Origin of the sequence: Henriciella aquimarina (genome assembly GCF_002088975.1) — a bacterium.
Lineage (GTDB): Bacteria > Pseudomonadota > Alphaproteobacteria > Caulobacterales > Hyphomonadaceae > Henriciella > Henriciella aquimarina.
In genome coordinates this window covers 36101-60098 of sequence record NZ_NCST01000039.1, presented here as the reverse complement: position 1 = coordinate 60098, position 23998 = coordinate 36101, and the positions used below count along the sequence as shown (strand labels likewise).

Here is a 23998-nt window from a genome sequence, read left to right as displayed (position 1 = left end):
CGACGATATAGCCGACCACATCCTCCTTGAGCTTGACGTTGGACACGGTCTCGACGGCTTTTGCGAGGTCGTCGGAATTGACGGCCGCCGTCACGCCGAACGCCCGGGCCGTCTTCATGCCGGTGCGGCTGCCATGCCCGGCCACGATGGAGACTTCTTCCTCCCGGCTCGGATAGTCGAGCACATGCTTGAACAGGAAGCGGTCGAGCTGGGCTTCCGGCAGGGGATAGGTGCCCTGCTGCTCGATCGGGTTCTGGGTGGCGATCACCATGAAGCGGTCGTTCAGGCTGTGCGGCTTGCCGTCGATGGTGACCTTGCGCTCCTGCATGGCTTCCAGCAGGGCGGCCTGCGTCTTGGGGGGGGTGCGGTTGATCTCGTCGGCGAGCAGGATGTCGGTGAAGATCGGGCCCTTGGTGAGCGAGAACTCGTTTGTCTGGAAGTTGAAGAGGTTGGTGCCGAGCACGTCGCCCGGCATCAGGTCCGGCGTGAACTGGATGCGCCCGAAATCAAGGTCGATGGCGGCGGCGAAGGATTGCGTTAGCAGCGTCTTCGCCGTGCCGGGCGGGCCTTCCAGCAGGATGTGGCCGGCCGAGAAGAGCGCCGTCAGCATCAGGTCGACCGTCTCCCTCTGGCCGATCACAGCCTTGGCGACCTCGCCGCGGATCTTCTCCGCGAGGGCCTGAAGCTCAGTCATGTCCATGTGTCATCTCCCTGCGCCAGCGCCAGAGGGCGCGGGCCTTGTGTCTCAGATCGTCGCGTGAGGCGGCGGGGGTCGAAAGCCCGCTGCCGATATCCGTCCATGTTTCCTCGAGCCCGGCCTGTTCGCCCATGCGGTCGAGCAGGGTGGCGAGCTCGGTTTCGCTCAGTGTCTTCGGGGTGCCGAGATCGCGCGACAGTGCGCGGCGGGTCAGCGCCAGATAGCCGGGCGCCATACGGGCCTCGCGCCGGGCCATGGCGATGAGGCCGGCGGAATTGTCGGCGAGCGCCTGCTTGCCCGGCGCGAAGGCCGGGGCTTCACGTTCCGGCGCGCCGAAGCGGATGGCGGCAGCCCAGCCGATCAGCGCCATGGTGGCGAGCGCCACGAGCGTCGCGCCGAGGAAGGGGATGTCGAGCAGGAGCTTCAGCAGATTGTTGGAGCGTTCGAAGCCGTGCAGCGTCGCATCGAAGACAATCGGCTGGCTCTCGCTGCGGCTTACAAGCTCGAGGATGCCGAGCCCGGTGCGGGCATTTTCAAGCCGCGCGAGGCCGAAATTGTTGAGCACGTCCGGGTCCGACAGGACATAGATTTCGCGCTCGCCGAGCCGCGAAAGGAGCAGGCCTTGCGGCAGGGCGATGACCGGGTCCAGCCCGTTGGCGCGGATCAGCTGCAGTTTGCCGTCGAATTGCGGGGCCAGTGTCCCGAAGGGTGTGTCCAGCGCCTCCGGAGGCTCATCGAGCCGCCGGAGGCTTGCGTCTTCTGCCACTAGGCCCAGCATGCCGTCGACGGCGCCTTCGCTGGCCAGACGCGTGTCGACCTCCCAGGCCTGACGGGCGGGGTTGGGCAGGGAGCGCCATTTCGGCAGGACGATGAGCGCCGGTTCGGCGACCTCGCCGATCTCGAAGGTGCGCCCGCGCAAGGGCAGCGTTAGGACGAGCAGGCGTCCGTCGCGCGCACTCATCGTCTCGGTGCGCCGCGAGACCGAAACCTGCCGGCCGTCGGCCTCCAGCATGGTGCGCAGGCCAGCATAGCCGCTGGCGGAGCGGGAATAGGGGGTCGCCCCGGCGCGGTCGCGGCTCGCCAAGTCCGGTGACCAGGCCATCAGCGACATCACCGCCAGGAAGGAGAAGAGGCCCACCCCGATCAGGATGACGACCACCCTGGGCGAAAAGGGGCTGCTCGATTGCGGCAGGCGTTCGCTCATGCGCCGGCCTCGCCGAAGGCAAACTGTTCGTAAGAGGTGCGCGCGCGCTGCCAGCCATCGCGGTCGACGGCGCGGCCGCCGAAGAAGCTGTTCTCGACAATCCGGATGATCGGGCCGAGCGCTTCACGGGCGCGCGCGGAAAGGTCTGACAGAGACTGGATTTCGCGTGCGGTCAGCGATTGCGGCACGCCGCCGGTACGCCGCTCCTGCAGGTCTTCGATGGAGCGGAAGAGCAGCAGGTGAACGGCTTCGGCAAACCGGCCATCGGCGGCGAGCGCATCGGCCTGATCGAGCAGGGCGGTGGCCTGGCCCCGGTCGGGCCGGTGACCGCGAATGTCGGAAACCTCCGGCTCGTCGCCGGTCTGCGTCTTCCGCCGTAATTTCAGCCCCACGACATCGCCGAACATGTACCAGAGGGCGTAGAGAATGGCCGCTGCGATGGCAACGAAAAGCAGGACCTTCAGGATGGGAGCTATCCCGCTGAACAGCCAGGCAAAAAAGTCGCCAATCGCCTCGATGAAGGGATTGCGGTCGCGGGGTTCGATATCGGGTGTTTCTGGCTCCCATTCTGGGCGCTCTGTCTGGATGCGGTCATTGCCGGCATGGCGCTCGACGAGGCGCTCAATGCGGCCGGCTTCGTCCTCGCCGGGATCGCTCTGGGCAAAAGCTGAAAGGGGCACGCACAGGCTGAGACACATCACCCAGGCGACAATGACCGTCCGGACAGCGTCTTTCACGCGGCAGCCTCCTCTCCTGTGGCGTCAGCACAAACCACTCCACCCTTCAACTTTGACTATTTCAGAGCAGCAGCGCGGCGTCCATGGGGCTCTTGAGGTGTCGGCCCCGAAGACCGATATGGCGCTCACGCTGTAAAGGGATAGACGGATGGACCGCGAAGCGACCTATCGTGAGCTGAAAGCCGAGATCGAAGCCGTCGTGGCCGGGGAAACCTATGTGCCGGCGCGCTATGCGACCGCCGCCTGCCTTCTGGCCGAGGCCTTCCGCCCGCGCTTTTTCTGGACGGGGTTTTATGTCGTCGATCCGCAGAAACCGGATGAACTCGTTGTCGGGCCTTATCAGGGCACCCTTGGCTGCCTGCGCATTCCGTTCGGCAAGGGCGTCTGCGGGGCCTGCGCGGCGGAAGGAAAGACCCAGCTCGTGGAGGACGTCCATGCCTTTCCGGGTCATATCGCCTGCGACTCGCGCTCGAATTCCGAAATCGTGGTCCCCGTCTTCGACGGCAATGGCAAGCTCGCCGCCGTGCTGGACGTCGACTCGACGGAGTATGGCGCGTTCGATGCGGTCGACCAGGCCGGGCTGGAAGCGATCTGTCAGGTCCTGCTGACGGCCTAGCCGAGGATGGCCGCATTCGGCCCGATCAGCGGGCGCAGGGTCTCCCGGCTCGCCTCATCAAGGCGCGCCCAGTCTTCGCGCAGCGCATCAAGACAGCGTTTCTGATACTTGAAAACGCCCTGCGTGTAGGCTCTGCCCTCCAGGGTCAAGGAGAAGGATTTCTCCTCTTTCTCAAGGGCTTCAGAATTGGCCTTCAGAAAGGGGAGATAGGTTTCGCCGGCAATGGCCACAAGCGCTTTCACAGGCTCTGACAGCGTATCGCCCCACTCGCCTTCAACACCGGACGTGTCGTCGGCCAGGTCGAGCCAGCGATAGAAATAGGGCCGCTCGGCGCGCAGAAAGGCCATGGGTGTCGGGTCGTAGCTCATCACCTTGATCTGGCCGTAAAAGGCCATGTCGGCCAGCGATGGCCGGTCCCCAAACAGGAAACTTGCCGATCCAAGCGCCATGTCCTCGAGGCAGGCGGTCACCCGGGCAAAGGATGTTTCGATGATCGGGGCCGTTTCAGGCGTGCAGCCAACAAGGGGCATGCGCGAGATCTGCCGTTCGCGTATCGTGGCGGCGGCTTTCTCGACGGCCTCGCGCCCGGCATTGGGCAGGCTGTCATACATCAGCCAGTTGGCGCACCATTCCGCGTCTTCCTCATAGGCCCAGCGGTAGTGGAACATCGCCTTCATGGTCCATTCGTCGGCCATGTCCTCGAGAAGCAGGCAAGCGAAGCGCTGGACCGGATCTTCCGGCAGGAGCGCCCGGCCTTCGGTTTCAAGGCCAAGCAGGAATGGCGTTGAATCGTTCGTCCATTCGCCTTCCGGTGTCTGGATCACGGGAATGACGGGCGCCTTGACCTTTGACAGGACCGGCTCTCGCAGGTCGGCGGTGAGGGGTACCCAGACATGTGGCAGGCGCTTGGCGCGCATCGCCGCGCGGACCTTCATCGAATAAGGCGAGCCGAGCGCCCCGTGGACCTTGTAGATGCCGCTCATCGTCCCGGCCCCGGCACGGCGGCACAAGGCTCGCCATACATGGCGCCCTGGTCGATGCAGAAGAATTCCCAGTCGCCGGGTGTGTCCGGCTTGTCGCCGACATTGTCGCCGACATAGGCGACCACCTCGACATCCGGATAGCCTTGCGCACCCAGCATGGCCGGGATGATGGCATAGCGCGGCATCTTGTTGGAGGCGCCTTCCGGATAGGCCCGTGTCATCAGGATGCGGAAGTCGTCCGGGCGGGTCAGGCCGACCTGGGCGAGGTTTTCCTCCGTCCAGAGCTGTTCGCTATCGGCACGGTTGGTGACCAGTGCGATGTGGCCGCCAAGCGCATTGACGCGCTCGAGAAACTCCTTCGCGCCCGGCACGAGCGTGGCCGCTTTTTCCCCGGTCCAGGCATGCCAGCTTTCCGGCGTGTAGGTGGCGCCGCTTTCTTCAAGGCGGACCTGGTATTCGACATTGTTCAGCACGGTCTCGTCGATATCCAGCGCGACGGCCCAGCTGCCCTCTGGCCGGCTGGCGGCGACCTGCTCGACATAGGCGGTGGCTTCGTCATAGACGGCTTCGGCTTCGTCGGCCCAGCCCTGGCTGCTGGCGACCCAGGCGACGCCGGGGCTGAGGTCTCGTTCGGCTGTGGGTGTGGTCGCTGCTGGTGTGGCGCAGGCCGCAAGGCCCGCTGCGGCAAGCATGGCGGCCAGGTGTCTGAAGCGGATCATGATGTCTCCCCTGAAAAGCGGTCGGTCAGATCGGCTGGGCCGTGCCGCCCGTATCATTGTTCCAGCCGATCTGGTCCATGAAGGCTTTCACTTCGGTCGTGAACCAGTTCAGCGTGTTGATGAAATTCTCGCGGCTGACGCCATGCACCATGTTCACCGAGAATTCGACGAAGGGATCACCGCTGTCGTCGAGATAGGCCTTGGTATAGTGCGTGGCGTTCCAGTCCCCGAGAATGTCGCGGACCTGCGGGCTGTCGAAGTCGAAGCCGGAGGAGAAGGTGATCACCTCGCAGCCGGTAAACTCCGGCGTGCAGGCCTGGAAATAGAGCCAGAAATTGGTCTCTGCGATGCTCGATTCGATCTGGACGGCGCCGGTCGGTTGTGTGGTGAGGCGGGCGTCGAAACCGGCTTCCTCCAGCAGGTCGACAATCGCGGCGGGATCGCTGGCATCGATGAGGCCACTTGGCGCCGACGGTGTCTGGGCCGGTGATGGCGAGCCGGGCGGAAAGGTGTTGGTCTGATCGGCCATGGCGGCCGGGGCGATCGCGAAGAGCAAGGCCGCAAGGGCCGCAGGCCTGATCATCGTCACGGTGTCTCCCTCTGGACGCGCACTCCGGGGAAGCTTGGCCCAGCCCTGACGCCATCGCAAGCGCGGCAACATTAACTCATCGGATGGGTTTCGATCAGGTCCTGATGGAGCAGGCCCGCCTCGCGGTGGCGGTGGACTTTCTGATAACGCGCATCGCGCATCATGGTCAGCATGTGCTGGCGCGACGGGTAGTGAACGACCAGCACCCGGTCCCAGTCGCCCTCGCCGATGAGGAAGCCATGCGCGCTGCCGGCATAAAGCGGCTTCAGCCCGATGGACGGATCGCGGCTCAGCTCCTCAAGGCCCTCGGCATAGCGGTCATAGGCTTCGGCGCCGGATATGTCGTCGCCGTGTTCGGAATCTTCCGGCTTGTACTGGGCCTTGTCGCGGAATTTGAGCAGGTTGATCATGACGATCGGGCCGTCATGCTCATCCTTGGCGAAGGCGCGCATCTGGTCTGTGGTCGGTTGCAGGGCTGGCATGAGGTCCTCCGTTTCGTCTTTCGGGAAGACTTACGCATGCTGTGCTCTCAGACAACCTCGTCCCAGTTGCGGCTGAGCCGGTTGGCGGCATTGATGATGCCGACCATGGAATAGGTCTGCGGGAAATTGCCCCAGAGCTCTCCCTTGGAGGTATCGATGTCCTCCGACAGCAGTCCCAGCCGTGTGCGGTGGGCGAGCACGTCCTCGAACATCTCGCGCGCCTCGTCGATCCGCCCGATGCGGGCCAGTGCGTCGATATGCCAGAAGGTGCAGGCGGTGAACGCGGTCTGCGGCAAGCCGAAATCGTCCTCCACCTTGTAGCGGAAGACGTGATAGCCATCGCGCAGTTCCTCATCCACACGCTCGACGGTCTTGATAAAGCGTTCGTCCTTCGCGTCGATGAAGCCGATCTCGGCCATGAGCAGGACGGAGGCATCGAGGGCCTCCTCGCCGAAGGCGCCGGTAAAGGCCTGGCGCTCCTCGTTCCAGGCCTGCTCGAGCACGCCGTCGCGGATCTCGTCGGCCCGGCCTGTCCAGTAGGTCGCGCGCTCGTCCATGCCGAGATGGGTGGCGATCCGGGCCAGCCGGTCGCAGGCCGCCCAGCACATGATGGCCGAGGAGGTGTGGACATGGGCCTTGCCGCGAAACTCCCAGATGCCGGCATCCGGCGTGTTCCAGACGGCATAGGCGCGCTCGCCGACCCCTTCGAAATGGGCAAATTCCAGCGCGCCGGCCTTGGCATAGAGCCGGTCGTCGAAAAAGGCCTGGCTCGCACCGAGGATGACGTGGCCATAGACATCGTGCTGGATGTGTTCGGCGGCCTGGTTGCCGAAGCGGACCGGGCCGGTGCCGCGATAGCCGGGCAGGGCGCCGGCAATCTGCTCGGTCAGGTCGTTCTCCAGCGCGATTCCGTAGACCGGCTGGATGTGCCCGCCGCGTGTGTGGGCGACGGTGTTCCTGAGATAGGCGAGATAGTGTTCCAGCGTGCCGACGGCCGACAGCCGGTTCAGCGCGGTGACGGTGAAATAGGCGTCGCGCAGCCAGCAGAAGCGATAGTCCCAGTTGCGCTCGGAACCGGCATGTTCGGGAATGCTCGTGGTCAACGCGGCAACGATCCCGCCGGTCTCCTCATAGACGCAGAGCTTCAGCGTGATCGCCGCGCGGATCACCGCATCCTGCCAGTCCGGCGGGGTGGCGAGGCGCCGCGACCATGACATCCAGTGATCGGCGGTGCGTTCCAGCCATTCCAGCGCGATCACGCCGACCCGGTCGGACAGGCTTTCATCGGGGCCGAGCAGGAAGCTCAGCTCCCGGTCGAGCACGAAATCCCGGCCATCCATGACATAGGACACCGGTGCGTCGGTCGTGACCCGGAAACTCGCATATTCGTCGAGGAAGCTGATATGGTTCACCCCGCGCCGGGTCACCATGTTGTATTCGCCGCGCTGGCTCTGGGCGAACAGTTCGACGCGGATGCGCGGCATGCCCTTGAGCGGCGTAATCCGGCGCACCATGGAGGCCGGACGGAACATCCGGCCGCGGTCCATGAAACGCGGGCAGTAGTCGGTCACCTTGATGGCCGAGCCGTCCTCGGCCTCCAGGATGGTCTCGATGATCGCGGTATTGTGCTGGTAGGTCTGCGTCGAGCGCGTGTGGCCCTGCAGCGAGACGGCGAACTGGCCGCGCCCGTCCAGCAGCTTGTTGAAGACCGGTTCGCCATCGATACGCGGCAGGCAGAACCAGACGCAATTGGCGTGTTCGTCTATCAGGCCGGCAACCGTGCCGTTTCCGATGATGCCGAGTTCGAGATTGGTCATCAGCGCCCCTGTTCTGTCAGCCATGTGGTGACATCGTGTGTATCCTCAAGCCGGTATTGCGCGGCTGTTTCGCCCGGCCCGACCTTGATGGAAAAGCCGCCGAGCCGGTTGACCGCATCGAAGGCGTCTTCGTCGGTCGTGTCGTCGCCTACCATGACCGGCAGGCGGTCGCGGAAGGGCGCATGTTCCATCATGTGGGTGATGGCCCGGCCCTTATGGGCATGGGCGGGCTTGGCCTCCAGCACCATCTTGCCGGCCTGGATCTTGTAGTCCGGGTCGTCGCGCACCGTGTCCTTCAGCCGCGCCAGCAGCATCTCGCCCATTTCCGGGGCCTGGCGGAAGTGGACGGCTATGACCGGACCTTTCCGTTCCATGCGGACCCCTTCGAGCCCGCTCGTGATCATCTCGATGGCATTGACGAGGCCGCGCGGTGCCGCGATCGCTGTCTCGGGCGGGCCTTCGCCCGGCCCGCAGATTTCCAGGCCATGGCCGCCAGCGCGCCAGTAGGCGTTCGGTACGCGGGCCGACAGGTCGCGCACATCGCGACCGCTGATAATGGCGATGGCCTCGCCGATCAGGCTTTCGAGGCCGGCCAGCGCGCGGGCATTTTCCGGTGACAGGACAACCTTGTCGGGATCGTCCTGGATCGGGGCCAGGGTGCCATCGAAGTCAAGAAACAGGGCGTGGCGCTCTTCAAGGCGCGGGGGAGGGGAAAAATCTGGCATGCTCAGGTCAGGTCGCTGGAGAGATCATCGAGAAATTTCTGCCGCCACCAGGAGATGTCCTGCTCCACGACGATGTCGCGCAACTTCTCCCAGCGGGCCTTGCGTTCCTCCAACGGCATTTCGAGGGCCTGATAGATGGTCTCCGCCACCTTGTATGTATCATGCGGATTGACGATCAGGGCTTCCGAGAGCTGCTCGGCGGCGCCGGCAAATTCCGACAGGATCAGCACGCCCGGATCGTCCGGGTCCTGCGCCATGACATATTCCTTGGCGACGAGGTTCATCCCGTCGCGTAGCGGCGTCACCAGGCAGACGCGGGCAATGCGGTAGAGCCCGGCCAGCTCGCGCCGGTCATAGGAGCGCGCCAGATAGCGCAGCGGGATCCAGTCGAGATCGCCATAATCGCCATTGATGCGGCCGGCCAGTTCATCCAGCTGGATGCGCAGGTCGCGATACTCTTCCACCTTCGAGCGTGAGGGCGGGGCGATCTGGGTCACCGACACCACACCACGCGTGGAAGGGAAATTGTCGAACAGCTGGCCAACCGCTTCGAAGCGCTGGGGCAGGCCCTTGGAATAGTCCATCCGGTCGACGCCAAGCACGAGATGACGCCCACCCAGGAAGCGTCCGATGCGCGAGGCGGCTGTTGAGGCCCGCTCGCTGACGGAGGCCTTCGCAAAGCCCTCCGCGTCGATGCCGATGGGATAGGCGCTGGCGCGGATCTTCCGTCCGAAGACGCTGATCCAGCCATCGCCTTCATCGACGGCATCGTAATTCTCGATCAGGTAGCGCACGAAGTTCGACCGGTCGGTTGTCGACTGGAAGCCCAGCACGGAATATTCGCACATGGCCCGCGCGATCCGCTCATGATCGGGCAGGGCCTTGAAGATCTCCGGAGACGGGAAAGGGATGTGCAGGAAGAAGCCGATCGGCCCGTTCCAGCCGCCCTGGCGCAGATAGTCGCCCATCAGCAGGAAGTGGTAGTCGTGCACCCAGACGCTGTCGCCTTTCTTCAGGCGCGGCGTCACAAGGCCCGCGATTCGCTTGTTCACCGCCGCATAGATATCGAAATCGGCATGGCCGAAATGGGCGAGATCGACGCGGTAGTGAAAGACCGGCCAGATCACCCGGTTGGCATATTGGAGATAGAAGCCGTCATGTTCGGCTTCGGTGAAGTCCGTCGTGACGAATTCGACGCCCTCATCGGTGAAGACTTCCGGCGCGCCAACCTCGTCTTCGACGATATTGCCGGACCAGCCGAACCAGATCCCGCCTGTCGCTGTCAGGCTTTCCCAGACCGCGACGGCCAGCCCGCCTGCGCGTGCGCTGGCATCGGCGGCGGTGCGGTTCGAGATGGCGATCAGTCTGCCCATGGTGATCCCGTATCTGCCTCTTGAGAGGATGCTGCAACCGCGCAGTGGTTCAAGGGGTATAATCCTTCTGGAAGCGAGAAATACCCTTTTGGCTCAAAAACCTGTCAGTCCGATGTATCCGGTTTCAGGTGCCGGTTGAGGAAGGCTATGCGCGTCTTCATCAGGTGCGTCTGAAGCGCGGCGCCGCGAATGCCATGGCGCTGGCCGGGATAGGTCATCAGCTCGAAGGGTTTTCCCATCTCCTGAAACGCCGCCATCAGCCGGGTCATATTGTCGAAGGTGACATTGTCGTCGGCCATGCCGTGCATGAGCAGGAGCGGCGTGGTCAGGTTCTTCGCATGGGCGAAAACGGAGGACTGTTCATAGCCGTCCGGGTTGTCCTGCGGCGTATCCATGTAGCGCTCGGTGTAGAAGGTGTCGTAGAGCGACCAGTCGGTCACCGGCGCGCCAGCGGCGGCGGCCGCGAAGGTGCCTTTCGGGGCCTGCAGGATGGTCATCAGCGTCATGTAGCCGCCATAGGACCAGCCCTGTATGGCGATGCGGTCCGCATCCACGAAGGGCTGTGACTTCAGCCAGTCGACGCCGGCGAGCTGGTCGCGCACTTCCGGCCCGCCTGTGCGCCGGTAGATGACGTCCTCGAACTTTTTGCCGCGGTTCGCCATGCCGCGATTGTCCAGCCGGAAGACGATATAGCCCTGCCGGGTGAGATACTGGTCGGACATGCTTTCCCAGTCGCGGTCGACCGTCTGGACATGCGGGCCACCATAGACCTCGATGATGACAGGGTACTGTTTCGACGCATCGAAATCCGGCGGGGTCTGGATGGAATAGTAAAGCGTCTGGCCGTCCTCGGCTTCAAGCGTCCCATAGTCCGGCACCGTATGCCCGGCGAGATAGGGGGCGTAGGGATGGTCAGCGTCCAGCCGGTTCTCCTCGATCCAGGCAATGCGCTTGCCCTCAACTGTGTAAAGCCCCGTCTGCGGGGGCTGGGTCGGCGAGGAGGAGGTGCCGACGAAGGACTTGCCGTCCGGCGCCAAGGTGATCGACCAGGATTTGCCGGCTTCGGTGAGGCGCTCCGGCGCCGGACACTCGCGGGTCGCGCGGGCGGAGTCGGGGGTCAGGTCGATGCAATTGCTGCCGGGCAGGGCGCCCGGGTGGTCTTCACTGTCGAGTTCTTCCTCGGTCCAGGGCAGGCGGGTCCGGTAAAGGTGCTTCTCCAGCGGCGTATCGGCAAAGCCCGTGAAATAGACCATGCGATTTTCGCGGTCGATGCCCTTCACTTCGTCCACGGCCCAGTCGCCGCGTGTCAGGAAGGCCAGCCTCTCCGGGTCGCCATAAGGCGAGACGGCAATGTGACGATGGCCTGTTTTCTCGCTCGTCAGCAGGACGCTTTCATCCAGCGCGACGAAGTCCTTCGACAGGTTCACCCACTTTTCCTGCGTCTCCTGGAGCGGGGACCAGATGCGCCACGGTTTGCCGTCGGTGCGGTGATAGGTGATCTCGGTCTGGTCGCGGTCGACGGTCTGGAACCACAGGCTTCCGGGCGTCCAATTGACCCGGGCGAGATAGGTGTCCGGGCCGACGCTGTAGAGCTTTGTGGCCTCACCGGTTTTCATGTCGCGGACGTAGAGATCCACGATTGCATTCGGCCGGCCGGCTCGCGGATAGCGTTGCTTGATCACGGTCGTCTTGTCGGCCTGGATGTCGAAGCGCGGGATGATGTCGACCGTGCTTTCGTCGACTCTGGTATAGGCGATGTAGCGCGCGTCCGGGCTCCACCAGTAGCCAGTATACCGGCTCATCTCTTCCTGTGCGACGAATTCCGACGTGCCATAGGAGATGGCTTTCTCCGGCTCGGCGTCCGGGGTGATCTGCTGTTCGGCGCCGCTGGCGAGGTCGATCACGTGGACCGCACCGTCGCGGATGAAGCTGACATAGCTGCCGTCCGGCGAGAGGCGGGCATCGTATTCGAAGGCTTCGGTCTCGGTCAGCTGGCGGACGGTCGGGCCGCTGGCGGTGAGCGTGACGAGATAGAGGTCTCCGCCAAGCGGCACGAGCAGGGTGTCGGCGGTGCCCCAGTCATAGTCGACAATGCCCTTCCGGCCGGCAATCCGCTTGCGCTCGCGCAGCGCCTTTTCCTCTTCCGACAGCTCGACATCGTCCGGCTGCAGCAGGGTGGAGTCGACCAGCATGGATTGCGCGCCGGTCGCGACATCGAACTGCCAGAGATCATAGCGGCTGGAGTCGTCTTCCCGCGCCTTGAGGAAGGTCACCCGCTTGCCGTCCGGGGCGTACTTTACGCCGGTGGCGGACGGCCCGTTCAGGGAAGGCGAGGTATACAGGCGTTCGAGGGTCAGCTCTTGCGAAGGCATGGCATCCTTTGAGTGTGACTGGGCCAGCGCGCCGGCACCGGCACAGGCTGAGACGGAGAAGAGAGCGGCGAGGCCGGCAAACACGGGTTTCATGGCGCGCAACCTAGCGCGCCAGCCCTGTCTGTCAGCCCCTGAAAGACAACGCGAAAGATTGGTCATGGCCTGTTTACAGGCTGTTGTGTCGCGGCCCGCAAGCTTTACCTTGCCGCTTGATCTGTAAGCCTCTGCGCGTCTAAACCGCAGGCTTTATTCTCAACCCTCTACGAGCGAGCGTCAGTTCATGGCCGGACCGCAATACGTTTACCACATGCAAGGCCTCTCCAAGACCTATCCGGGCGGCAAGAAGGTCTTCGAGAACATCCACCTCTCCTTCCTGCCGGACGCCAAGATCGGTGTGGTCGGCGTCAACGGCTCCGGTAAGTCGACGCTCTTGCGCATCATGGCGGGCCAGGACCAGGAGTTTAACGGCGAAGCCTGGGCGGCCGATGGCGTGAAGGTCGGCTACCTCCCGCAGGAGCCGAAGCTCGACGAGTCCAAGACCGTCTTCGAGAATATTGCCTCCGAATGCCCGGAAAAGCAGCTCTTCGACCGGTTCAACGAACTCTCCGCCAAGCTCGGCGAGGAATATACCGACGAACTGATGGAAGAGATGACGGCCCTGCAGGAGCAGGTAGACCAGGCCGATGCCTGGGATATCGACTCCAAGATCGAGATGGCCATGGTAGCGCTTGGCTGCCCGTCCGGCGACTCGGGCGTCGACAACCTCTCAGGCGGTGAGGTCCGCCGTGTCGCGATCTGTCAGCTGCTGCTCTCGCGCCCCGACATGATCCTGATGGACGAACCGACCAACCACCTCGACGCCGAGACGGTGAACTGGCTGCAGAACTATCTGATCAACTTCCCGGGTTGCGTCATCCTCGTCACGCACGATCGCTACTTCCTCGACAAGATCACCGACTGGATCCTCGAACTCGACCGTGGCCGGGGCATTCCCTACCAGGGCAACTATTCCGACTGGGTCGAGCAGAAGGCCAAGCGGATGGAGCAGGAGGCCCGCGAGGATGCCGGCAAGAAGCGTACGCTGGCAAAGGAACTCGAATGGGTCCAGGCCGGCGCCAAGGCCCGCCAGACCAAGTCGAAAGCGCGTATCCAGGCCTATGAAGAACGCGCCGCCGAGGCCGAGCGCGAAAAGGTCTCGCATGCCCAGATCCGCATTCCGCCGGGTCCGCGTCTCGGCAATCTCGTCATCGAGGCTGAGCATCTGCGCAAGGCATTCGGCAACAACCTGCTCATCGAGGACCTCACCTTCTCCCTGCCCCCTGGCGGCATCGTTGGTGTCATCGGTCCGAACGGCGCGGGTAAGTCGACCCTGTTCAAGATGATCATGGGCCAGGAAGAGCCCGATGACGGCACGTTGCGCATCGGCGACACGGTGAAGCTTGGTTATGTCGACCAGTCGCGCGACAAGCTCGATGACAAGAAGAATGTCTGGGAAGAGGTTTCCGACGGGCTCGACGTGATCGATCTCGGCGGGGTCGAAGTGAATTCGCGCGCCTATGTCGGCGCCTTCAACTTCAAGGGCTCCGACCAGCAGAAGAAGGTCGGCATGCTCTCGGGCGGGGAGCGCAACCGCGTCCACCTGGCCAAGATGCTGCGTCAGGGCGCGAACCTCCTGCTGCTCGACGAACCGACCAACGATCTCGACGTCGAGACGCTTCAGGCGCTGGAAGAAGGCCTCGACGGCTTCCCGGGTTGCGCTGTCATCATCTCGCACGATCGCTGGTTCCTCGACCGTATGGCGACCCATATCCTCGCCTTTGAGGGCGACAGCCATGTTGAATGGTTCGAGGGCGACTTCTCTTCCTATCTGGAAGACAAGAAGCGCCGCCTCGGGGCCGATGCGGTCGAGCCGAAGCGCCTCAAGTTCAAGAAGTTCTCGCGCGACTAGGGCGGAGGCCTGCACGCCTTGCGTCACACCCTCTCCCATATCCTGCCGGCCGGCCTTGCCCTGGCCGCGCTGGCGGGGCTTGGCCTGCTCGTTCATGACGAAGCGGCACTGACGGCCTTCGACCGGACGCTGAGCGATGGCATCATCGCCCTGCGCAATCCGCCACTCGACTGGGGCGTCGTCCTGATCACGCTTTTCGGCGATGGCACGGCGCTCACCATGATTGCCGTGGCGGTTGTGGTGACCCTGCTTGTGCGGCGCGCCTGGTGGCCGGCGGGCATCTGTGCGGCGGCGTTCAGCCTGACGCCGCTGATCGTGAAGGCGGTGAAGCTCACCGTCGCCCGGGCCCGTCCGACGGCGGATCTCTATGCCGGGGTGGAGAGTTTCAGCTTCCCCTCCGGCCACATGACCAATTCCATGGTGATCTATGGCGCGCTCGCCATTTTCGCCGTGCATGCGCTGACCGGCTTGCGCCAGCGTCTCGCGGTTGGCGGGTTCATCCTGCTCATCACGCTGATGGGCCTGTCGCGCATCTATCTCGGCGCGCACTGGCCGAGCGACGTCATCGGCGCGGTGCTGCTGGCCTCGGTCATGCTGTTCCTGATCGCATGGGGCTTCGACCAGATGCCCGGCCGGGCCCGTTTCGCCCGGCCCTATGGCGTCGTGATCGCGGTCATGCTGGCGATCTGGACGGTCTATGCGGTCGTCACGATCGAAGCGGCCATGGATCTCTATGCCGTCGATGTCTCGCCCGAAGGCACAATTGAGCTAGATGCTGATGCGGTCCGTAATTGACGCAGGAGAAGTCCGACTTCTCATTCTGTTAAGTGCTGTACGTATCTCAGGCTGCCTATATAGGGTATAAATAATTTAATATATTTTGCACAGAGAAAGTATGCATAAAGCAAGCATTTTATGGCATGTGTGCTGTTACTATAATTGGATGAAGGCTCATGGAGTCAATGTTCGCGGAAAATGATATTACATATGCCCCGGCCGATGAATTCTTCCAGAATGTCGTAAAACTTCTTCGCAACATGCTTGGGGTCGAGTCTGCCACAATCTCTGTGACAGATGGTCAGCAGCGATGGCTAAAGGCGTCTTCCGGGCTGGACTACGACGACATTTACACCGATGTGAAATTCTATGCCGGTGTTCCCATTCTGTCAGTAGATGACGAGATTATCGGGACGCTGTCAGCGCTGGATTCCGAAGAAAGGACTCTGTCTCCGGGCCAACTCCAGGCCTTGGAAGGGGTTGCCCGTGTGGTCACGGATTTTTACGAACTCCGCCGGCTGGCCGTAAGTGACGGATTGACCGGCTTGCTGACCCGGCGGGCTTTCGAGGAAGAAGCGGAACGTTTGGCGCAATTATGCACGCGTCACCGGCACCCGTTGAACATGATCTGTCTCGACGTTGACCACTTCAAGTCGATTAACGACACCTATGGTCATGCGGCCGGTGACAAGGTTCTGAGAGCTGTTTCCGAAACCTGTCGGTCCCACCTGCGTCAAAGCGATGTCTTTGGCCGCATGGGAGGCGAGGAGTTCGCGATCCTCCTGCCGCAGACGGATGAAGACGGGGCTATTCTCGTGGCCGAGAAGTTGCGTGTCGCCATTGGCGCCATGCGTTTCGAATTTGGCGGCAAGACTGTTCGTGTGACGGCAAGTTTTGGTGTCGCAAGCCAGAAAGACCGCCAATATGACGTGGCCACCTTGCTCGGCCGCGCGGATGCAGCGATGTATCAGGCAAAGCAGACGGGCCGCAATCGCTCTGTCATATGGGGTGACGAGACAGACCGGGTCGAACGTGTGGTTCGGCGCCGGGTGCTGAAGGCGGGTCAGATTGCCTTTGCCGGAACCCATGCATCGATTGACTGTACCGTTCGATCCCTTGGTCAGGAAGGTGCCGGGCTTGATCTTGTAACCACGACGAACGTGCCTGATGAGTTTCGTTTGCTCATCCGTTCTGACAAACTGAGTGTTTCCTGCAAGGTCACCGCGCGCACGCGCACCCACCTCGAGGTCGAGTTCCGCTAGGTCTCAGCCGTCGCGGCGGAAGGGGGATTTCACGATAATGGTTTTCTTGCCGTCATCGGTTTCCTCCGCCGGCGCACCGTCAAGCTGTGGCGACGCGCCTTGCGGCAGGAAGGTGTCGCTCGACTCGTCCATGGCCGCCATGCCGCCCGGACGAGGCGCCGCGGTCTCTTCTTCCGGCACGATCTGGAAGCCGAGCGCGCCGAGCAGGAAGTAGAAGCCGATGCCGGTGATCAGGGCGGTGACCAGCGTGCGCACGATGAAGCGCATGATGGCGCCACGAATGGTCCAGGCGACAATGGCGGCGCCGCTGCCGCCCGCCAGACCTGCCCCGGAGGCGACCGCCGCCAGGTCGAAGACTTCATTGAACCACTCCATCACGCGCTCCTTTGCCTTGCGGACATCTTGTCCCAGACCGGGACTATAAGCGCGCGAGGGCCGGTGAGGCCAGACGGATCAGAGCCTACTCATTATTGAGAACGAGCCGGGCGCCCCCAATACGGACCCCGTCGCCCGTGCTCTGCAGGTCAAGCTTGTCGGCCCGCTCCAGGGCTTTCATCGCATTGTTGATCGTCAGGCAGAAACCGTCGAGTCGCGGCTTGGCGCCGTCCTGGAAAACCAGAGTCTGATCGTCATCGAGATTGATGCGGGTGACGTCCGGATGGGTCGATGCCGGCACGCCGAGCGCAGCCGCCCAGCGCGAGGCAAGCCCGTTCGGATCCGGGCCTTCCAGGATGGCACCGGTAATCTCGCCCTCGATGGAATTCGTCTCCCAGACCGGGCCGGCCCAGCGCCAGCTCTCCCAGGGATGGGCTTCGTCGAGCGAGACAATGGCCGCGCCGACATCGGCAGGGTGGACGTGGCTGGCGGCGATATCGTCCAGATCGATGTTCCAGACCCGGCGGATCCCGGCCCCGTCGAGGCGTTTGCGGGCCGCGGCGATGTCGTCTGTCTGGAAGATCGCCATATAGCCGCCGGGCCCGTGTTGCTTCAGGAAGCGCTGGACCGGCGCGTCCTTTGTCACCGGAGCGACCACCTCGATGAAGTGGTGTCCGAGCGGGAAGACGGCGTTCTCCAGTCCGAACTCGGCGACATTCCTGTCATGAAAGGGCTCACCGAGATCGAGCACGGTCTGCAGCTGCTCGGCGGTCTTCAGGCTTTCGGCGGCGATGACGAGCTGGCGCAGGCGTAATCGGGTCATGAGAGCGCTCTAACACAAAATGCGTAGAAGAGGGGAGCCATCGAACTCAATTCCTTGATCCAGGTTAAAGCCTGGTATGCTTAAGGCATCGCCGCATGCGCCTGGCCGGAATGCAGGACGAAGATCAGGCTGGCGACCGAGATCGCGATGACGAAGACGGTGCAGGCCGAGGCGACCAGTGCGGTGGCGGCCTTGCGATTGGTCTCGGCCGTCTTCCGGCGCAGCTCGGCGGCTGTCTGCGGCACGTCCGCCATGGCCGCGTTCGAGCGCGGCTCTCTGTAGCGCTTCGCCATGTTCCGGTTTTCCTGCTCGCCCCAGCCATGCAGGACGAAGAGCAGGGCGATGAGGCACATCATGCTGGACGGCATCCAGATGATGAAGCCGCCGGCGGATTCGTCCATCATGGCGGAGATGCCGAACAGGCGGCCTTCGATGTCATAGGCCGGGTAGAGCACCTGGTCCTTCAGCGTCGTCACCGCGCCGAGGATGATGTTGGAGACGATCGCGCCGAGGATCATCAGGATACGCACCGGCCGCGAGGCGCCGAGCGGCGGATCCTGCCGGCGAAACAGGGTGAAAAAGAAGATCAGCCCGGCGAGCAGCATGGTCACATGCATCGTCTCATGCAGCGGGTCGTTCAGGATGGAGGCGTCGTGAACGGCCGGGATCTGCCAGAAATAGAGCGACAGGAAGAAGATCAGGAAGGCTGCCCAGGGCCGGCTGACCCCGCCGCCGAGCCCGCGCATGACGCGGCTTGTCGCAACCGGGCGGATCACGCTGCGCCTCAGCCAGCGCGGCGAGCCCGCCAGCAGCACGCCTTCGGGATGGGCGAGCGCGATGAACATCGGCCCCATCATCCGGATCAGGATGTGCTGGATCTGGTGGACCGAGAACAGCCGCTCGGCCATCGGGTCGACCGGCGATTGCAGCGACAGCCAGACAAGCCCGAGCCCGGCGATGAATGAGATATGGCGGGCCGGGTGTGGGGCGTGCGCACTGCCGGCGCGCCGCCGCATGCCGTTGATATAGATCGCCAGCACAGCGAGCGCCGGGCCGCTCACCAGCCAGTCGAAGCGCCAGGCCGCCCACCATTCGGTGTGATGGCCGATCTCTTCGCCGCCATGGGCGAAGGCGGGCAGGGCGGGGCTCGCCAAGAGGAAAAGGACAAGGAGGGTTCGAAGGCCGAACGGCACAGAGCGCGCGAACGCAGGGTGTCGCCCGGCTGGAGGGACAGACCGGGAAAACATGACCGGCCTTGTACGCTTCTCGCTGCGAGGGGCCATGCGGCGGATCGTCAGGCCGGGCGGGCGGGAAATGACATCGTGCCGCTTTACCGCGCCGGCCGCGTCACTCCGGCTCCATCTCGATCTCGGCGAGACAGCCGCGCACCATGGCCCGGATCGCGCCGGAGGAGGCCGAGCCGCCCTCATGGCGGTACTTGTCCCAGGCACAGTCGCAGGCCGCTTCGGTGTTGGACGCGCTCATCAGATTGCTCGAGGCGCCGCCCTGCTGTTCCATCATCTGCGCGACGGGCCGGCACTTGGCCATGAAGCTCTCATAATCGTCCCCGCCGCCGCTCTCGCCGCACGCCGCCAGAGACATCATCGCCACGCCGGCCAGCATCGTCCGTGTCATCATCCCGATTTCCCTCACTTGCTACAGGGCGAGTTTATCCAAGGCGGGCCGGCTTCGCCATGATGACCGGCAAGATTTGTTTATCCCATGCCGCCATGGACCCCTATCTTCACAGGGGTCTGCGGAGAGGAAATCTTGCGCCGCACCCACATCCAGGGCGGGTCTTCGCGCACCTCGGGGCCGAGATGGCGCAGCATGTCGGTGAGCCAGGGTGGCGTATGCCGGCTCCGCGCGCCCGGCGGCCAGCCGGGGCGGGCCGGATTGAGCCGGCCCATCGGCGTGTTGGCGGCGGCCTTGCGGGCGAGGAAGCGGGCAAAACGTTTCGCCCGGTGTTTCGGATTCTCCAGCACTTTCCGGAGCGCGCGCACCCGCGCGACGAGCCGGGCGGCGCAGAGGCCATCGGGCTGTTCCGCCTCGGCCGGGTAGGGCGTGTCGAGGCTCAGGATGCGCGGGTTTCCGGCGGGTTTCGGCGTGGGCCTGCTGGTGCAGGAGGCGACCGTCGCCAGCGGCTCGAAGAGCTGGAAGTGCGCTTTTTCAGTTTGATCCCGTTTCACCCGGACAAGGTCCGGGCTCACATGGATCGGGCTCAGGGCTGCCGGGTGCGTGCCGGAGAGGTTGCCGTAGAGTTCCCGCGCCATCAGCACGATCAACCGGCGCAGCAGCGCTTCGGCGGGCCGCAGCAGGCGCATCGCACGGATGTGCACGCTGCGCGAGACGCGGACGGGCGCGATGCTGTCGGTGAGCCCGATCAGCGCGGCCAGCGTCGCCGCAAGCCCGGCCAGCAAGGGCCAGGCGCGCTCCATCGCGATCTTCAGGTGCCGGTCTGGGGTCTCCATCGTGTCCCAAGGGTACACCTGAACGGTACAGTGGGGATGGATTTGAGGTGCACCAATCCCAACCCCCTCTCCCGATCACCCCGGCGAAGGCCGGGGTCTCAGGCAGATGGAGAGGTCCCGCCTGTGGCACGAGGTCCCGGCCTGCGCCGGGATGAGCGGGACTCGACGTCCGCGCTTCCTCTCCCGGGAGAACCGGGAGAGGAAAAGACGCTCTATTTCTGCCGCTGGTCGAAGACGTTGTGGACGCCGGTCTTGAGCGACGGGTTGGACGCATTCGTCTTCGGCTTTTCCTTCTTGGGCTTGCGCGGCTCGCGGTTCGATCTCTGTTGTTTCGACATGGGATGGGTCACTTCCTTTGCATCGCAGCCAGCGATGCGGATTGCCCCTGTTGGCCGGCGCGCGGCATGCGCGATCAGGCAGGGACAGCGCCGGAATGGCTTTGCGGATTTTTGGTGTGACGTGGGCCGCAAAAGGCGTGGGTTAGATATCGTGCGCGGGGAGAGGGAATGCAATGGGATTTGCTAGGATTATGCCACTTACCATGCAGCAAGCTCAGAGTGAGAGATTCACCCGCATCAAAAAAACAGAACGCTGGACAGAAGTCTTTAGTTAATACATTATAAATTTCCAACGGAACGTTCTGTTGGTCGAAAGGAGGCATACATGACGTTTGATGCGATCATGGTATTGCTTTCTGCCTTAAACCTCGCAGCCACTGTTTGGCGACGGACTGCGAAGAAATAGGGCAAAAGCGGGGCGGCGGAGCGAAAGTTCCGCCGCTTCGATTCTATAGCAACGTACTCGCTATCCTCGAACTGTCACCTTAGCCTTACTCTATGGTGTTTACTAAAACACATTGATCTCGAAGCTGGCAAGCGCACTTTTTAGGAAAAATAAGAATTTTTCAGATTGACACTTTTTAAAAACAAAAATTCTGGTTCTTGAACAGAGGCTTACTCTTCTCAAAAAAGTCTTTGGGCTTTCGTGAACATGTGGTTTTCGACAAATGTTCATTTATTGTTCTGTCAAGCAAAATTGAGCATTTTATGTAACAAAGTTATGAGGGCGCGTCTCAGATCACGCTTTACCCCATGGATCGGGCGCTCTTGGTGTATCCGTGTCAACATCCATGGCGGTGGCTGCTAGTTTCCGCAGGGAGAGCGGATGGGGGGCTAATGCGCCGCCGCCCAGTTGTCCGCCGCGCGCGCATCCACATCCAGCGGTACGCTGAGCTGCAGGGCCGGCAGGGGCGCTTTCTGCATGACCTTCTGCACCACGGCGATGGTGTCTTCGGCCTGGTCTTCGGGGCATTCGAAGATGAGTTCGTCGTGGACCTGGAGCAGCATTTTCGCATCGAGCTTCGTTGCCGCCAGCGCGTCGGGCATGTGGACCATGGCGCGCTTGATGATGTCGGCGGCCGAGCCCTGGATGGGGGCGTTGATGGCCTGTCTCTCCGCAAAGGCCCGTTGGGCGCCGTTCTTGGACTTGATCTCCTTCAAGTGCAGCTTCCGGCCGAAGGCGGTTGAGACATAAAGATTTTCCTTCGCGAACTCCTTGGTCTCGTCCATGTATTTCCGGATGCCGGGGAATTTCTCGAAATAGGCCTTGATATAGTCCGACGCCTCGCCGCGCTCGATGCCGAGCTGGTTGGCGAGGCCGAAGGCGGAGATGCCGTAGATGATGCCGAAATTGATCGCCTTGGCGCGCCGGCGGATCATCGGGTCCATGCCCTCAATGGGCGTGTCGAACATCTCGCTCGCCGTCATGGCGTGGATGTCGAGCCCCTCCTTGAAGGCGTTCTTCAGCGCGTCGATATTCGCGATGTGGGCGAGCAGCCTGAGTTCGATCTGGGAATAGTCGGCGCTGATCAGGACATGGCCCGGCTCGGCGATGAAGGCTTCGCGGATCTTGCGGCCTTCCTCGGTGCGCACGGGGATGTTCTGCAGGTTCGGATCGGTCGAGGACAGCCGGCCCGTCTGCGCGCCCGCCATGGAATAGGAGGTGTGGACGCGGCCCGTCTCCGGATTGATCGCGTCCTGCAGGGCCTCGGTATAGGTCGAGCGCAGCTTTGAGAGCATGCGCCAGTCGAGGATGATCTGCGGCAGCTCATGGCCCTGGGCGGCGAGGAATTCGAGCTGGCTGGCGTCCGTCGACCACTGGCCGGACTTCGTTTTCTTGCCGCCGGGCAGGGCCATTTCGCCGAACAGGATCTCGCCGAGCTGTTTCGGCGAGCCCATATTGAACTCGCCGCCGGCGGCCTTGTAGGCGGCGTCTTCCAGGCCCGCCATGCGCTGCTGGAAATCGGCCGACATGCGCGAGAGGTGGTCGCGGTCGACCTTGATGCCCGCGCTCTCCATCGCCGCCAGCACCGGGATGAGCGGGCGGTCGAGCGTCTCATAGACGGTGGTGACTTTCTCTCGGAAGAGGCGGTTCCTGAACTCCTGCCACAGGCGCAGCGTCACATCGGCGTCCTCGGCGGCATATTCGGTGGCCTTGTCCAGCGCCACGCGGTCGAAGGTGACCTGGGATTTGCCGGTGCCGGCGACGTCCTTGAAGGCGATGGGCGAGTGGTGGAAATAGCGCTCCGACAGCTCATCCATGCCGTGGCCGTGCATGCCGGCGTGGAGGGCGAAGGAAATGAGCATCGTGTCGTCGATCGGGGTGACGTCGATGCCGTTGCGCTTGAAGACGGTCAGGTCGTATTTGAAGTTCTGGCCGACCTTGAGGACGGCCGGGTCTTCCAGCAGCGGCTTCAGCGCGTCGAGCACGTCGGCCTTGCGCAGCTGGCGCGGCGGGTCTGCATCGAAGAAATCGTCGCCGCCGGAATGGTCCGGATCGATATGGCCGAGCGGGATGTAGGCCGCCTCGTTGGGCGCGACGGCGATGGAGATGCCGATCAGGTCGCAGGTCTGGCAGTCGAGGCTGTTGGTCTCGCAGTCGAGGCCGATCACGCCGGCCTCATGGGCGCGCGCAATCCAGTCTTCCAGCGCCTTGAAGTCGCGGATGCAGGCATAGTTTTCGGTGTCGAAACCGATATCGCCGGCCGAGCTTTCGTCCAGCACGCCTTCGGCCTCGAAGGTTTCGCGCACGCGGCGTGTGATGGTGCGGAATTCCATCTTTTCCAGGAAGTCGATCAGCGTCTTCGGGTCCGGATCGGAGACGGCGAGGTCTTCCATCGGCACTTCGAGGGGCACATCGTCCTTCAGCGTGACGAGCTGTTTGGAGATCATCACCTGGTCGGCATGGTCGATCAGCGTCTGGCGGCGCTTGGGCTGCTTGATCTCCTCGGCACGCGCAAGCAGGGTTTCGACATCGCCATAGTCCTGCAGGAGCTGGGCGGCGGTCTTCACGCCGATGCCGGGCGCGCCGGGGACATTGTCGACGCTGTCGCCGGCGAGCGCCTGGACGTCGACCACCTTGTCCGGGGTGACGCCGAACTTCTCGTACACGGCTTCAAGGCCAAGCGTCCTGTTCTTCATCGTGTCCAGCATGGTGACCTTGTCGGAGACCAGCTGCATGAGGTCCTTGTCGGACGAGACGATGGTGACGCGCGCGCCCCTGGCCTCGGCCTGGCGAGCATAGGTCGCGATCAGGTCGTCGGCCTCGTAGCCTTCCTGCTCCAGCGCATGGGTGTGGAAGGCGATGGCGGCCTCGCGCACCAGCGGGAATTGCGGGCGCAAATCCTCCGGCGGCTCGTCGCGATTGGCCTTGTAGTCGGGATAGAGGTCGTTGCGGAAGGAATAGGACGACTTGTCGAAGACGCAGGCGAAATGGGTCGGCCGCTCGCCGCCCTTCAGCTCTTCCAGCAGTTTCCAGAGCATGTTGCAAAAGCCCGACACCGCGCCGACCGGCAGCCCGTCCGAGGCCCGCGACAGGGGTGGCAGGGCGTGGAAAGCGCGGAAGATATAGGCGCTCGCATCGATCAGGTAGAGATGGCTGTCTTTATTGACGGGCGCTGATGGCATGGGCGTGATTCCTTCCTGACGTCCGCAGGTTTAGCGGGACAAGGCAGGAAGGGGTAGGGGGCG

General features: G+C 63.3%; 22 protein-coding genes. 4 read left to right on the top strand and 18 right to left on the bottom strand.

Translation table 11 applies throughout. The features are described from left to right. From B8784_RS06295 to B8784_RS06285, 3 genes are all read right to left on the bottom strand, one after another. Nucleotides 1-700, bottom strand: a 700-nt coding sequence (locus B8784_RS06295) for an AAA family ATPase (protein WP_084396752.1), incomplete at its 3' end; no start/stop codon positions are given. Then, complete coding sequence (locus B8784_RS06290) at nt 687-1901, bottom strand: DUF4350 domain-containing protein (RefSeq protein WP_084396749.1); 1215 nt, start codon at nt 1899-1901, stop codon at nt 687-689. The genes B8784_RS06290 and B8784_RS06295, both read right to left, overlap by 14 nt. Beyond that, complete coding sequence (locus tag B8784_RS06285) at nt 1898-2638, bottom strand: DUF4129 domain-containing protein (RefSeq protein ID WP_084396748.1); 741 nt, start codon at nt 2636-2638, stop codon at nt 1898-1900. Before B8784_RS06285 ends, B8784_RS06290 begins: the two co-directional genes overlap by 4 nt. Before the next feature lie 148 nt (nt 2639-2786). Between B8784_RS06285 and B8784_RS06280 the strand changes: the two genes are divergently transcribed. Beyond that, a complete protein-coding gene (locus B8784_RS06280; protein ID WP_084396747.1) occupies nt 2787-3254 on the top strand; it encodes a GAF domain-containing protein in 468 nt (155 codons plus the stop codon). Here the strand turns inward: B8784_RS06280 and B8784_RS06275 are convergent. The 8 genes from B8784_RS06275 to B8784_RS06240 form a co-directional block, all read right to left on the bottom strand. Next, entirely contained in the window at nt 3251-4237 is a 987-nt protein-coding gene (locus tag B8784_RS06275; RefSeq protein ID WP_084396746.1) for a glutathione S-transferase family protein, read from the bottom strand. The two genes, B8784_RS06280 and B8784_RS06275, sit on opposite strands and share 4 nt — an antisense overlap. Continuing rightward, on the bottom strand, nt 4234-4956 hold the full coding sequence (locus B8784_RS06270) for an HAD family acid phosphatase (protein ID WP_158085605.1): 723 nt from the start codon (nt 4954-4956) through the stop codon (nt 4234-4236). The genes B8784_RS06275 and B8784_RS06270 overlap by 4 nt, the downstream gene beginning before the upstream one ends. A gap of 25 nt (nt 4957-4981) precedes the next feature. Continuing rightward, the gene (locus B8784_RS06265) at nt 4982-5539 is read right to left on the bottom strand and encodes a YbjN domain-containing protein (protein ID WP_158085604.1); all 558 of its coding nucleotides are present in this window, start codon (nt 5537-5539) and stop codon (nt 4982-4984) included. Between the two features lie 77 nt (nt 5540-5616). Beyond that, complete coding sequence (locus B8784_RS06260; protein ID WP_084396743.1) at nt 5617-6027, bottom strand: DUF1330 domain-containing protein; 411 nt, start codon at nt 6025-6027, stop codon at nt 5617-5619. A gap of 47 nt (nt 6028-6074) precedes the next feature. Next, nucleotides 6075-7844 carry a glycoside hydrolase family 15 protein gene (locus tag B8784_RS06255; RefSeq protein WP_084396742.1) on the bottom strand — a complete coding sequence of 590 codons (1770 nt, stop codon included), beginning with the start codon at nt 7842-7844 and terminating at the stop codon, nt 6075-6077. After that, on the bottom strand, nt 7844-8569 hold the full coding sequence (gene otsB, locus B8784_RS06250) for a trehalose-phosphatase (protein WP_084396741.1): 726 nt from the start codon (nt 8567-8569) through the stop codon (nt 7844-7846). The genes B8784_RS06255 and otsB overlap by 1 nt, the downstream gene beginning before the upstream one ends. Nucleotides 8570-8571: 2 nt before the next feature. Further along, nucleotides 8572-9942, bottom strand: coding sequence for an alpha,alpha-trehalose-phosphate synthase (UDP-forming) (locus tag B8784_RS06245; RefSeq protein ID WP_084396740.1), 1371 nt, complete (start codon nt 9940-9942; stop codon nt 8572-8574). Between the two features lie 104 nt (nt 9943-10046). Then, nucleotides 10047-12407 carry a S9 family peptidase gene (locus B8784_RS06240; protein WP_233355998.1) on the bottom strand — a complete coding sequence of 787 codons (2361 nt, stop codon included), beginning with the start codon at nt 12405-12407 and terminating at the stop codon, nt 10047-10049. A 187-nt stretch (nt 12408-12594) separates the two neighbouring features. Between B8784_RS06240 and ettA the strand changes: the two genes are divergently transcribed. The 3 genes from ettA to B8784_RS06225 all read left to right on the top strand — a co-directional run bounded on the left by ettA (nt 12595) and on the right by B8784_RS06225 (nt 16301). Beyond that, nucleotides 12595-14262: an energy-dependent translational throttle protein EttA gene (gene ettA / locus B8784_RS06235; protein WP_084396739.1), complete on the top strand. Its 1668-nt coding sequence runs from the start codon at nt 12595-12597 to the stop codon at nt 14260-14262. A gap of 18 nt (nt 14263-14280) precedes the next feature. Then, nucleotides 14281-15057 carry a phosphatase PAP2 family protein gene (locus B8784_RS06230; RefSeq protein ID WP_084396738.1) on the top strand — a complete coding sequence of 259 codons (777 nt, stop codon included), beginning with the start codon at nt 14281-14283 and terminating at the stop codon, nt 15055-15057. Between the two features lie 158 nt (nt 15058-15215). Continuing rightward, nucleotides 15216-16301, top strand: a complete 1086-nt coding sequence (locus B8784_RS06225; RefSeq protein ID WP_084396737.1) for a GGDEF domain-containing protein — start codon at nt 15216-15218, stop codon at nt 16299-16301. Nucleotides 16302-16304: 3 nt separating this feature from the next. Here B8784_RS06225 and B8784_RS06220 read toward each other — a convergent pair whose 3' ends face one another. The 7 genes from B8784_RS06220 to polA form a co-directional block, all read right to left on the bottom strand. Continuing rightward, nucleotides 16305-16676 (bottom strand): hypothetical protein, encoded by a 372-nt coding sequence (locus B8784_RS06220; protein WP_084396736.1) that lies wholly within the window; start codon nt 16674-16676, stop codon nt 16305-16307. An 85-nt stretch (nt 16677-16761) separates the two neighbouring features. Beyond that, nucleotides 16762-17499 (bottom strand): VOC family protein, encoded by a 738-nt coding sequence (locus B8784_RS06215; RefSeq protein WP_084396735.1) that lies wholly within the window; start codon nt 17497-17499, stop codon nt 16762-16764. Between the two features lie 80 nt (nt 17500-17579). Then, the gene (locus B8784_RS06210) at nt 17580-18653 is read right to left on the bottom strand and encodes a cytochrome c oxidase assembly protein (RefSeq protein WP_158085603.1); all 1074 of its coding nucleotides are present in this window, start codon (nt 18651-18653) and stop codon (nt 17580-17582) included. A gap of 193 nt (nt 18654-18846) precedes the next feature. Continuing rightward, nucleotides 18847-19137: a hypothetical protein gene (locus tag B8784_RS06205; protein WP_084396733.1), complete on the bottom strand. Its 291-nt coding sequence runs from the start codon at nt 19135-19137 to the stop codon at nt 18847-18849. Nucleotides 19138-19214: 77 nt separating this feature from the next. Continuing rightward, nucleotides 19215-19970: a hypothetical protein gene (locus B8784_RS06200; RefSeq protein WP_143435329.1), complete on the bottom strand. Its 756-nt coding sequence runs from the start codon at nt 19968-19970 to the stop codon at nt 19215-19217. 212 nt (nt 19971-20182) lie between these two features. Then, nucleotides 20183-20308: a hypothetical protein gene (locus B8784_RS22050; protein WP_267889970.1), complete on the bottom strand. Its 126-nt coding sequence runs from the start codon at nt 20306-20308 to the stop codon at nt 20183-20185. 834 nt (nt 20309-21142) lie between these two features. Then, nucleotides 21143-23935 carry a DNA polymerase I gene (gene polA, locus B8784_RS06195; RefSeq protein ID WP_084396731.1) on the bottom strand — a complete coding sequence of 931 codons (2793 nt, stop codon included), beginning with the start codon at nt 23933-23935 and terminating at the stop codon, nt 21143-21145. Between the last annotated feature and the right edge of the window lie 63 nt (nt 23936-23998).